Annotated in this window: 9 protein-coding genes; 6 read left to right on the top strand and 3 right to left on the bottom strand. The window is 65.7% G+C overall.

Features of this window, described 5'->3' with window-relative positions:
- Window positions 1-64 precede the first annotated feature (64 nt).
- From msrB to B0G81_RS34470, 4 genes are all read left to right on the top strand, one after another.
- A complete protein-coding gene (gene msrB, locus B0G81_RS34485) occupies window positions 65-487 on the top strand; it encodes a peptide-methionine (R)-S-oxide reductase MsrB (RefSeq protein WP_012432931.1) in 423 nt (140 codons plus the stop codon).
- Between the two features lie 167 nt (window positions 488-654).
- Window positions 655-1,185 carry a septation protein A gene (locus B0G81_RS34480; protein WP_134141711.1) on the top strand — a complete coding sequence of 177 codons (531 nt, stop codon included), beginning with the start codon at window positions 655-657 and terminating at the stop codon, window positions 1,183-1,185.
- Window position 1,186: 1 nt separating this feature from the next.
- Window positions 1,187-1,507 (top strand): BolA family protein, encoded by a 321-nt coding sequence (locus B0G81_RS34475; protein ID WP_106307434.1) that lies wholly within the window; start codon window positions 1,187-1,189, stop codon window positions 1,505-1,507.
- 11 nt (window positions 1,508-1,518) lie between these two features.
- Complete coding sequence (locus tag B0G81_RS34470) at window positions 1,519-2,298, top strand: peptidylprolyl isomerase (protein ID WP_106281103.1); 780 nt, start codon at window positions 1,519-1,521, stop codon at window positions 2,296-2,298.
- A gap of 99 nt (window positions 2,299-2,397) precedes the next feature.
- Here B0G81_RS34470 and B0G81_RS34465 read toward each other — a convergent pair whose 3' ends face one another.
- The 3 genes from B0G81_RS34465 to purL form a co-directional block, all read right to left on the bottom strand.
- A complete protein-coding gene (locus B0G81_RS34465) occupies window positions 2,398-3,690 on the bottom strand; it encodes a HipA domain-containing protein (protein ID WP_134141705.1) in 1,293 nt (430 codons plus the stop codon).
- On the bottom strand, window positions 3,680-3,964 hold the full coding sequence (locus B0G81_RS34460; protein ID WP_134141701.1) for a helix-turn-helix domain-containing protein: 285 nt from the start codon (window positions 3,962-3,964) through the stop codon (window positions 3,680-3,682). The genes B0G81_RS34465 and B0G81_RS34460 overlap by 11 nt, the downstream gene beginning before the upstream one ends.
- 333 nt (window positions 3,965-4,297) lie before the next feature.
- Window positions 4,298-8,383: a phosphoribosylformylglycinamidine synthase gene (gene purL / locus B0G81_RS34455; RefSeq protein WP_134141696.1), complete on the bottom strand. Its 4,086-nt coding sequence runs from the start codon at window positions 8,381-8,383 to the stop codon at window positions 4,298-4,300.
- 415 nt (window positions 8,384-8,798) lie between these two features.
- On the opposite strand from purL, the gene B0G81_RS34450 reads away from it, so the two are divergent.
- Window positions 8,799-10,097 (top strand): FAD-dependent oxidoreductase, encoded by a 1,299-nt coding sequence (locus B0G81_RS34450; RefSeq protein WP_134141693.1) that lies wholly within the window; start codon window positions 8,799-8,801, stop codon window positions 10,095-10,097.
- Window positions 10,098-10,214: 117 nt separating this feature from the next.
- On the top strand, window positions 10,215-11,804 hold the full coding sequence (locus B0G81_RS34445) for an NAD(P)H-hydrate dehydratase (protein ID WP_134141689.1): 1,590 nt from the start codon (window positions 10,215-10,217) through the stop codon (window positions 11,802-11,804).
- Window positions 11,805-12,032 lie beyond the last annotated feature (228 nt).

The following is a 12,032-nucleotide window of genomic DNA, read 5'->3' as shown; positions in this document are numbered from 1 at the left end:
GTATTGAGCCGAATCCGCTCACCGTCTAGCTGCCCCCAAAACAAGCCCGAGACAGGAACCGACCATGAACAAACCCGACGAACTCAAGACCGACGCCCCCGCCGTGCAGAAAGACGACGCCGAGTGGCGCAAGCAGCTTTCCGACATCGAATATCAGGTGACGCGGCACGCCGCCACCGAGCGCCCGTTCACCGGCCGCTACCACGACCACTGGGACCGCGGCATCTATGACTGCGTCTGTTGCGGCACGCCGCTGTTCGAATCGGACACCAAGTTCGATGCCGGTTGCGGCTGGCCGAGCTACTTCAAGCCAATCGACGGCGAAGTGATCAAGGAGAAAACCGACCGCTCGCACGGCATGCTGCGCATCGAGGTGGAATGCAAGAACTGCGGCGCGCATCTGGGCCACGTCTTCGAAGACGGACCCGCGCCGACCGGCCTGCGGTACTGCATCAATTCAGCTGCGTTACAATTCGAGCCCAAGTAACGCAGCGCGGAGTCCGGCGCGTTGCCGGCCGGCGTCCGCACCATCAGGTGCGCGCCGGCCGCGACACCCTTCATCCAGCTTGCGAAGCGGTCGCCCCGACGCTTCGCACTGCGCCCTTATAGTCTCCGGCTCACTCTCCGCTCAATTTCCGACCTCCCGACCAGATAATGAAATTCCTGTTCGATCTGTTCCCGATCATCCTGTTCTTCGTCGCCTTCAAGATCTGGGGCATTTTCACGGCGACGGCAGTGGCGATCGTCGCCACGCTGGTGCAGATCGCGTGGGTGGCCTTCCGCCACCGCAAGGTCGATCCGATGCTGTGGGTGAGCCTCGGCGTCGTGACCGTGTTCGGCGGCGCGACGCTCGTGCTGCACAACGACACCTTCATCAAATGGAAGCCGACCGTGCTGTACTGGGCGTTTTCAGTGGCGCTGATCGTCTCGCAACTGGCCTTCAACAAGAACCTGATCGAAGCGATGATGGGCAAGCAGATCACGCTGCCGCACGCGATCTGGGGCAAGCTGAGTGTCGTCTGGGCGATCTTTTTCCTGCTGCTCGGACTGGTGAACCTGTTCGTCGCGTACAACTACACCACCGACCAGTGGGTCAATTTCAAGCTGTTCGGCGCCACCGGCTGCCTGGTGGTGTTCATCGTCGGGCAGAGTTTGTGGTTGTCGAAGTATATGAAGGAAGAATGACATGACGAGCGACGCCGATGTATTCATGCACGCCACCACCGCCGAGCGCGCCGCACTGATCGAGGCACGCCTCGCCGCCGCACTGGCGCCGGTCGCTTCCATCCAGATCACCGACGACAGCGCGCAGCACGCCGGTCACGCCGGCGCCTCCGCCGGCGGTCATTTCAGTGTCACGATCGTGGCTGCCGCATTCGCCGGCAAGGCCCGCGTGGCGCGGCATCGCATGGTGTATGATGCGCTGGCCGATGCCATGCAGCGCGGCATCCATGCCCTTGCCATCACGGCGTATACGCCCGAAGAATTCGCTTTGTTGCCCCGCTAGGAAAATTTTCGATGACCTTGAAGAAAACCCGCCTTTGGGTATTGCTGGCTGCATGTGCAGCCGCACCTGCATTCGCACAGAACATCGCCGTCGTGAACGGCACGCCGATTCCGAAAGCGCGCGCCGATGCGCTGATCGACCAGCTGGTTCATCAAGGCCAGCAAAATACGCCGCAACTGCAAACGGCCGTGCGCGAAGAACTGGTGAACCGCGAGATCCTCATGCAGGAAGCGCTGCGCCGCGGTCTGCCAAATCGTCCGGACATCAAGGCGCAAATCGCCGTGGCACAGCAAACCGTGGTGCTGCGCGCGCTGATCGAAGACTTCGTGAAGAACAACACGCCGAGCGACGCCGAAGTCACCGCGCGTTACAACGCGCTGATCAAGGACGCGGGCGGCAAGGAATATCACCTGCACCACATCCTCGTGGACAACGAGCAGCAGGCCAAGGACCTGATCGCGAAGATCAAGGCCGGCGCGAGCTTCGAGGATCTGGCCAAGCAATTCTCGAAGGATCCGGGATCGGGCAAGAACGGCGGCGATCTGGACTGGTCGGACCCGAAGGCCTACGTGCCCGAATTCGCAGACGCGGCCACGCATCTGCAGAAAGGCCAGATGACCGACACGCCGGTGCACACGCAATTCGGCTGGCACATCATCCGTGTCGACGACGTGCGCAACATCACGCCGCCGCCGCTCGAGCAAGTGCGCCCGCAGATCGTGCAGCAGATCCAGCAGGAAAAGCTGCAGGCGTTCGAGGAAGGTTTGCGTAAGAACGCGAAGATTCAGTAAGCTGAGTTCGACTCTGCTCGAGGCGCTGTTCAGTCAATGACTGAACAGCGCCTTTTTCATTGGGATTAACTGTGCCCGGTCGGACGAAAGCGCCCGCGGTCACTTGCGCAAGGCGCGGCTCATCTCGGCAAGCGGCATCGCAACGATCGAATCGAGCAAGCGGACTTCGCCGGCATTCGGCTGCGCGATTTCGTCGACGCTGCGCCGGGTCTGCGCCACGCGGGCATCGAGCATGGCCAGCATCTCGTCCAGCAATCTTTCCGAACCCTTCGGCGAAAGACGAAGCGCTTCGCCGAAGGCGAGCATGTTCTTTCGGTTGATGTGCGCGAACTGCGTGGCGTCTCCGACAGGCATGGTCAGGTCGCAGTGCGGCCAGCGGTCCCGCTGCTGCGGCTGGTAGGTCGGCGTGTGGTAGACGACCGTGCTCACCAGGTCGTAGAACGGAGCCAGCCTGTAACCGCGAGCGGTAACGAAGAACGAGAGATTTTTCAGGTGCGAGTCGGCATTGCCGATAAGCACGTTGAAGATCGCCCAGCGGAATACATCAAGACGCGCCACTGCCCGCGTGCTGGTTTGCTCGATGGCATCCCTGAGCACCTGCGCGGTCGCGTTCTGATACTTGAAGCTGCGATCGTAGTTCAACAACTGCATGGCGTCGACTGTATGCAGCCGCCGAGCCGGCTCACTGCTCGTGTCACGGTCGAAACGATCGATCAGGTAACAGGCCGAAGGCACACGTAAAAAGTGCGTAGGCGGAACACGCACGCCCATTGCGCGCGCCAGCTTCATGCAGAAAAACTCGTTGATCGCCGAATGCGGATAACCCGTGCTGCGCATGTCGGGCTTGAGCAGATGCATGGACGGCTCGCTGCCCACGGGCTCCAGCAGTTCGTAGTGCGGCGCGTTGCCTCGCAAGGTCAGCAGCAGCTTCTGCTGGGCGCCCGCCGCGGACATGCGTTTGGGCGCCGTGGCGGTGAGCGCATGTTGCGGCATCGCCTGAATGCGTGCCTCCAGATTCGCTTGCGACAACGGCTGCAGTCCGCCAGGCGCCTCCTGTTCGCCCTCTGCGAGCAGCGTCAAGGCGCCGGCCGATTCCCGGCCGTAATAGGCGAGCAGGCCCCACGCGTCGCTCGCATCGACCTTGGCCTCACGCGCGAGCGCACTGCGCATTTCCTCTTCGGGCAGCAAGTTGTCGAAGAACCATTGCACCGGCCGCTGGCTCGACCCGTCGACGAAAGGCTCGGCTACCAGTGGGAAAGCGGGTGAAAGCGCAAACGCGTCCTCACGGCCCAGCCAGCCCTGGTCGTAGGCGAATGACCAGACACCGCTGTCATCGCTCACGACGCCCACGCGCCGGCCATTCGCATACGCGACCAGCGTTCTAGCGGCCATGGGAACTCCGGCGGCGATGGGACGCTTTATTGGAGACGTCTGCGGGAATGTCCACGGAAACCTCGGCGCGCAGGGTGATGCCCAGTTCGCTGAGAAGATGCAGCACCTTGCCGATCTGCGCCGTGGGTTTACCTGCCTCGATGTGCGTGATGAACTTGGGAGACAGGCCGCTCGCGGTGGCGACGTCGTCGCGCGTCAACCCCTGCGCGAGCCTGGACGCCCGCACGAGATCGCCTAACTCCGTCATGTTGCCGATGAAAACCTTGGACTCCATCACTCGCCCTCGTGTACGTTCGTACCCGCTCGGGAACATTATGCCACGAGACTGCCGTACGGAGCCGGTTTCGTACCCGAGCGGATACGAGTCGGCACGCCGAGGCGGCAATAGGGACGCTCCGTACCCGATCGGGTACGAAAGATGGACAAATGCGGGAATATGAGCGTGGCCGTACCCGAGCGGATACGAACTAAATATTGTCAGTCTGGGAGCCGCCGCGCAGGCGGACGGACGCGCGTCGCGATCCGCCGTCCTTCCACCTCGCACAAGCGCGCGGCCGCGGCGCGAGCAAGCTGCCGCGTAGCACTACGCGGCAGCCGTCTCACGTCATCATCCCAACCAGCGGCGTGCGTTCTGGAACACGCGTAGCCACGGGCTGGCGTCCGTGGCGCCTTCGCCCCAGCCTTCCGGGTGCCAGCTCATCTGCACCGCGCGATGCACGCGCTCGGTGTGCGGCATCAGCACCGTAAAGCGGCCGTCCGGCGTCGTCACCGACGTGATGCCGTTCGGCGATCCGTTCGGGTTGAACGGATACTGCTCGGTCGCCTGACCACGGTGATCGACATAGCGCATCGCCACCGCAACCTTCGACGCATCGCCCTGCTGCGAGAAGTCCGCGTAGCCTTCGCCGTGGGCGATCGCGACCGGAATGCGCGAGCCTTCCATGCCGTTGAAGAAGAGCGACGGTGAAGCCTGCACCTCGACCAGCGAGAAGCGCGCTTCGAATTTCTCCGACTTGTTGCGGGTGAACTTCGGCCAGGCTTCGGCGCCCGGAATCATCGAAGCGAGGCTGCTCATCATCTGGCAGCCGTTGCAGATGCCGAGCGCGAACGTGTCTTCGCGGCCAAAGAAGGCAGCGAACATGTCGGCCAGTTGCGCGTTGAAGCGGATCGCCTTCGCCCAGCCCTCACCGGCGCCCAGCGTGTCGCCGTACGAGAAGCCGCCGCACGCCACCGCGCCGGCGAAGTCCGCCAGATTGGCGCGGCCGGCCAGCAGATCGCTCATGTGCACGTCGTGCGCGTCGAAGCCGGCGCGGTCGAATGCATAGGCCGTTTCGAGGTGCGAGTTGACGCCCTGCTCGCGCAGGATCGCCACGCGCGGACGCGCGCCCCTGCCGATGAACGGCGCGGCGACGTCTTCTGCCGGATCGAACGTCAGGATCGGAGAAATGCCCGGATCGGCCGCGTCGGAGAGTGCGTCGTATTCGGCGTCGGCGCACGCGGGGTTGTCGCGCAAACGTGCGATACGCCAGCTCACTTCGCTCCATGTACGATGCAATTCGGTGCGCGGCGCTTCGTAAATCTTCCTGGCGTCGCGATAGATTTCGATCGTGTCGCGCTCGTTGATCTTGCCGATCACATGCGAGCACGCCGACAGCCCGTGTTCGCGCAACGCTGCGAGCACCGCGTCGCGCTCGGATGCGCGCACCTGGACGACGGCGCCAAGCTCTTCGCTGAAGAGCGCGCGGATCGTACGGTCTTCACGACGGCCGCTGGTCTGCTTGGCCCAGTCTTTGGCGTCGCCGTAATCCGATTCGTGGTTCGGATCGAGCACCAGCATGTCGACATTCAGCGACACGCCCACGTGGCCCGCGAATGCCATTTCGCACACCGTCGCCCACAGGCCGCCGTCCGAGCGGTCGTGATACGCGAGCAGCTTGCCGTCCTGATTCAGCGCCTGGATCGCGGCGAAGAAACGTTTCAGATCTTCCGGATCGTCCACGTCCGGCACCGTGTCGCCGACCTGCTGCGTGACCTGCGCGAGAATACTGCCGCCGAGACGATGCTTGCCGCGGCCGAGGTCGATCGCGATCAGCACGGACTCGCCCACCTCGCCGGCGCGACGCAGTTGTGGCGTGAGGTGGCGGCGCACGTCCTGAACCGGCGCGAACGCCGAAATGATCAGCGAGACCGGCGCGACCACTTCCTTCGCCACGCCGCGGTCTTCCCACTTGGTGCGCATGGACAGCGAATCCTTGCCGACCGGAATGCTGATGCCGAGCGCCGGGCACAACTCCATGCCGATCGCCCTGACCGTGTCGTAGAGCGCGGCGTCTTCGCCCGGCGCGCCGCACGCGGCCATCCAGTTCGCCGACAGCTTGAGCTTGTCGAGCGACGCGATCGGCGCCGCCGCGATGTTGGTCACGGCCTCGCCGACCGCCATGCGGCCCGAAGCCGGCGCATTGATGACAGCCAAAGGCGTGCGCTCGGCCATCGTCATGGCTTCGCCGGTGAAACCCGCGTAGTCCATCGTGGTGATCGCGACGTCGGCCACCGGCACTTGCCACGGGCCGACCATCTGGTCACGCGCGGTCGTGCCGCCCACCGAGCGGTCGCCGATCGTGATCAGGAACGACTTGCTCGCCACCGTGGGATGACGCAGCACGCTAGTCGCAACATCCGACAGCGCGATGCCGGTCACATCCACCGGTTCGAGCTTGCGCTCGACGCGTTTGACGTCGCGATGCATGCGCGGCGCCTTGCCGAGCAGTACTTCCATCGGCATGTCGACCGGCTGGTGCGCGTTGTCGTCGTTCAGTTCGGAGTCGATCAGCTTGAGCTGACGCTCGGCGGTGGCCGTGCCGATCACGGCGAACGGGCAACGCTCGCGCTCGCACATGGCGGCGAAGGCCGGCAGATCGGCCGGCGCGATGGCCAGCACGTACCGCTCTTGCGCTTCGTTCGACCAGATTTCGCGCGGCGACAAGCCGCTCTCTTCCAACTGGATCTTGCGCAGATCGAAAAGCGCGCCCTTGCCGGCGCCGTCGACGACTTCCGGGAAGGCATTCGAGAGACCGCCCGCGCCCACGTCGTGAATGCTCAGAATCGGGTTCTTTTCGCCGAGCTGCCAGCACGCGTTGATGACTTCCTGCGCACGGCGCTCGATTTCCGGGTTGCCGCGCTGGACCGAGTCGAAGTCGAGTTCAGCGGTGTTGGTGCCGGTCGCCATTGAGCTTGCGGCGCCGCCGCCCATGCCGATGCGCATGCCCGGACCGCCGATCTGGATCAGCAGCGAGCCTTCCGGCAGATCGTGCTTATGCGTGTGCTGGTCCGAGATATTGCCGATGCCGCCGGCAATCATGATCGGCTTGTGATAGCCGCGCACCAGACCCGCGACGTTCTGCTCGTAAGCGCGGAAATAGCCGCCCAGATTCGGCCGGCCGAATTCGTTGTTGAACGCGGCGCCGCCGAGCGGGCCGTCGATCATGATCTGCAGCGGCGAGGCGATGCGGTCGGGGCGGCCGTACGCTTCGTGTTTGTCGTCCGGATTGCGATGTGCGAGCGGCTGCGCGGCGTCGCGCGCGTTTTCCCACGTCTCGACGCCGTCCGGCAATTCCAGATTCGACACCGTGAAGCCCGCCAGACCGGCTTTGGGACGCGCGCCACGGCCGGTCGCGCCTTCGTCGCGGATTTCGCCGCCGGCGCCGGTCGCGGCGCCCGGGAACGGCGAGATCGCGGTCGGGTGATTGTGCGTTTCCACCTTCATCAAGGTGTGCGTGAGTTCATTGCTGCGACGGTAGTGCTCCGGCAGCTCACTCGCGCCCAGCTCGGCCGGCGTGCGCGGGAACCAGCGCTCGGCCATGCCACCCGCCATGATCGCCGAGTTATCCGAATACGCGACGATCGTGCCCTGCGGATTCAGCTTTTCGGTGTTGCGGATCATGTTGAACAGGGAGATATCCTGCTTTTCGCCGTCGATGGTCCAGTCCGCGTTGAAAATCTTGTGGCGGCAGTGTTCGCTGTTGGCCTGCGCGAACATCATCAGTTCGACGTCGGTCGGGTTGCGGCCGAGCTTCGTGAAGGCCTCGACGAGGTAGTCGATTTCGTCGTCGGCGAGCGCGAGGCCGAGTTCCGTGTTCGCCGTTTCCAGCGCGCCGCGGCCGTTGCTCAATACGTCGACGGTTTGCAGCGGCTTGGCCGGCAGTTCGTCGAACAGATGCAGCGCGTGGTCGCGCGACGGCGCCACGCTCTCGGTCATCCGGTCGTGCAAGGCCGCCGCGACAGCGGCGCGGGCTTCGTTGGAGAGTGCTTTCTTGCCGCCCAGCAGGCCGCTTTTCAGGGTGACCGTGTACTCGACGCCGCGCTCGATGCGGCGCACCTGCGTGAGGCCGCACAGATGCGCGATATCCGTTGCCTTGCTGGCCCACGGCGACACCGTGCCGAAACGCGGCACCACGAGAAAAGTCTCGGCCGTGCCGCGCTCTCTGGTTTCTTCGAGTGGATCGCCGTAGTGCATCAGCGCTTCGATCTTCGCGTTGTCTTCAGCGGAGAGCGGCGTCTGCGCGTTGACAAAGTGCAGATATTGCCCGCGCACGCCGGTGATGTTCGGATCGATGCGCGTGAGCGTGTCGAGCAGGCGGGTTTGACGGAAATCGGAAAGGGCCGAAGCGCCGGGGAAACACGAGAAGTGGGCCATGGACTTGACGTTGCGTCGCTAATGATGCCGATGAGTGATGCCGATGAGTCGCGCGTGAAGGCGACGTGAGGCGCAAAGGAAGTCCGGGATTATACCCCGGGAAGAGGCTTCCAGCGGGCCTGGCGGTGCGGCTTCGGGCAGGTTTCGAGATAGTTTCGCGGGGGCCTGGCGCAAGCTCCGCGTGGGTTCCGGGCGGCTTCGGGGCGGCTTTCGGCCGGCCTCCGGTGCGCCCACCGCGCCAATCGCGCCGGCGCTCCGGCGTTGCGCCCGCGTGGCCGCGCCAGCGGTTTGACTGCTATCATTCGCCCTTTCACCAGATCGGCGCGAGCGGCCACGCAGGCGGCACGGCGCGCCGCATGTCACGCTCAACGGGCAAGCGCCGCTTCGGCGTCCCGTCGGCAAATCGAATCAGAACATGGATGTCATCGTCATCGGCGGCGGAATTGCGGGCGTCGCCACCGCTTATCAACTGCGCGCGGCCGGCCATCGGGTATGCGTCGTCGAGCGCCACGCCACGGTTGCGCAGGGCGCAACCTATGGACACGGCGGCACCGTCCTGCCGACTCCGCTCGACGTCTGGTTCGGCCCGACTTTCATGGCTAGCCGCCAGAACGCCAAAAACGGCGTCGTCAACAAGGCCGGCTTCACCGGCTCGGCGCGCCAGTTCGTCAAGCAGCTCGTCGAGCTGCAGGAACCCAATGCATTCGGCCATCAATACGGATTGCTGCGGCCGCTGATCGAGCTGTCGCGCGACACCATGGCGGACATGGAGGCGCGCTTCGGCCTCGAGTTCGAACAGACCAGCGGCCTGCTCTATCTGGTGCGCTCCGAGCAGGAATGGGACCAGCTGCGGCCCGCGCGCGGCCTGCTCAACCTTTTTGAAGTGCCGCACCACGAGCTGACACCCGAACAATGCGCCGCGTTCGAGCACTCCGTGCGCACCGAGCCGGAATTCGCGGGCGGCGTGCTGTTCGACCAGGAGCGCACAGCCAATGCGCCGCTCTTCACCAAGCTCATCAAGCAGACGCTGGATACGCAGGGCGGCGTGCAATTCATGCTGGGCTGCGAAGTCTCGTCGATCCGTCTGGACGGCCAGCGCGCCTCGGTGGAACTGGCGCCGCAGCCGGGCGCGACCTCCCGTTCACGCGAAGTCGATGTGATCCACGCCGACGCGGTGGTCGTGGCCGCCGGCCACGGCAGCCTGCCGCTGCTCGAGCGTCTCGGCTTGCGCTTGCCGCTGCATCCGCTGCGTCTGCACACGCTGGTCGCACCGATCGCGCATGAGGAATGCGCACCGCACGTCGCCATCGTGGATGCGGTGAAGCGGATCGCGATCAGCCGCATGAACCATCGGCTGCGGATTGCGGGCGGCGCGGTCTTGCAAAGCGCCGGCCAGATCGACAAGCCGTTGGGCGAAGCGGTGACCAAGGAAGCCCTCGCCCTGCTCGGCCAGGCGACGCACGACTGGATTCCGGGCGCCGCGCGAATCTCCGTGGCCTTGCCGTGGGAAGGCGTCAAACTGCTGTCGCCGGACGGCTTGCCGGTGATCGGCAACGCACTGCATCCGCGTCTTTTCGTCAATGTGGGCCACGGCCCCGCCGGTTGGGGGCTCGCCTGCGGGTCGGGTAAGCTGGTGGCCGACCTGATTTCGGGCGGCACGCCGGACGTCCCCACGGACACACTGGCCGCGCTGCGCGCGGATCGGTTCAGGTAATTCGCCGGCCCGCGCACGAGCGGGCCGCAAGAGGCGCCCGCCGGGCGCTCATCGGCACTACCATAGCGATTCCCCCAGCTTTTTCGCCTGCCGCCGGGCGAACCGCCAAGCCTCGCCATGACAGAAGCCGACCACACGCCGCCGACGCTCATCAGCCCGCACAACCGGGCGCTGCCTTTGCTTACGCTCACCGACCTGCGGATCGCCGAATCCCAAGCGGCGACCGCCTTGCCGAAACACACGCTGATGTCGCGCGCCGGGAAATCCGCCGCGAGCTTCCTGCGTGAGCAGATCACCCGCGATACGTCGATCGAGAAATCCAGGCAGAAGGTGTGGCTCATCGCCGGGCCGGGCAACAACGGCGGCGACGCGCTGGTTCTCGCGACGGAACTGCACCAGGCCGGCATCGCCGTCGAGCTGTGCATGCCGGTCGAAGTGAAACCGGACGACGCGCGCTGGGCGCTCGACACGGCCCGCGCGGCCGGCGTCGCGATCACCAGCGCGCCGCCCGCCTCGCTGGACGGCTACCGCTGGCTGGTGGACGGCATGTTCGGCATCGGCCTGACGCGTCCGCTCGAAAGCGTGTTCGCGGCCGTCGCCCGGCAGCTTTCGCAACGCGCCAAAGCACGGCCGCGCAAAGGCGGCGTGCTGGCGCTCGATGTGCCGAGCGGCCTCGACAGCGACACCGGCACAGTTGTGGGCAATGGCGCCGGCGCCGCCGTCCATGCCACCCACACGATCACCTTCATCGGCGCCAAACCCGGGCTCTTCACCGCGCAAGGGCGCGATCTCGCGGGCGCCGTCACGGTCGCGCCGATCGGCGTCGACGCGAGCGGCCGCACGGCCGTGCAACTGAATGCCCCCGAACTCTTCGCCGCCTTTCTGCCGCCGCGCGATTTCGCGACCAACAAGGGCAGCTTCGGCAGCCTCGCCGTGGTCGGCGGCGACACCGGCATGTGCGGCGCGCCGATCCTCGCCTCGCGCGCGGCGCTGTACACCGGCGCGGGCAAGGTGCACGTCGCGCTGCTAGGCGAAGGCGCCCCGCCCTACGATCCGCCGCACCCGGAACTCATGCTGCATGCCGTCGACGATCTCCCGCTCGACCAAATGGACGCGCTCGCCGTCGGCTGCGGCATGGGTCATCGCGAACGCGCCACGCGCGTGATGCACGACGTGCTGCAACTCGACGTCCCCAAGCTGTTCGACGCGGACGCGCTGAACCTGATCTCGAAGGACCCCGCGCTTGCCGCCGATGTCACCGCGCGCGGCGTGCAAGGCGATCCGTGCATCCTCACGCCGCACCCGCTCGAAGCTGCGCGCCTGCTCGGCACCGACGCGCCGGACGTGCAGCGCGACCGCCTCGCCGCGGCGCGCTCACTCGCCGCGCGCTACGCGGCCGTGGTGGTGCTCAAAGGCACAGGCACCGTCGTCGCGGCCGCGGACGGGCGCCTCGCGATCAATCCGACCGGCAACGCCGCGCTCGCGACGGGCGGCACCGGCGACGTGCTCGGCGGCATCATCGGCGCGCTGCTCGCACAGCATCTGCCGCGCTACGAAGCCGCACTCGCGGGCGTCTATCTGCACGGCCTCGCCGCCGACACGCTGAGCGCGCAAGGCCACGGTCCCGCCGGCCTGACCGCGGGCGAACTGGCGCCGATGGTGCGGACCTTGCTCAACCGCTTGTTCTATCCGGCAGCGGAGTGCTGAAGCTGTCCGTCCCAACCTATGGATGGACCGCCCAAACCGCTGCCGTCCGTCACGCAACGCCGTTATACTGACTGACTGCGCCGCGCGTCGGAGCCACGATGGGTGACGGCGAATTTTTATCGCCACCCTCGGCGGACCCGGCCGCGCGGCATCGCTCTAACAGCATCGTTGCATCATCCTCGGCAGCGCTTCACGCGCGCGCCTTTCTTCGTGCCACTTGGTTAGACG

It is taken from the genome of Paraburkholderia sp. BL6665CI2N2 (assembly GCF_004366535.1).
Lineage (GTDB): Bacteria > Pseudomonadota > Gammaproteobacteria > Burkholderiales > Burkholderiaceae > Paraburkholderia.
This window is presented reverse-complemented; position numbering and strand designations above follow the sequence as displayed.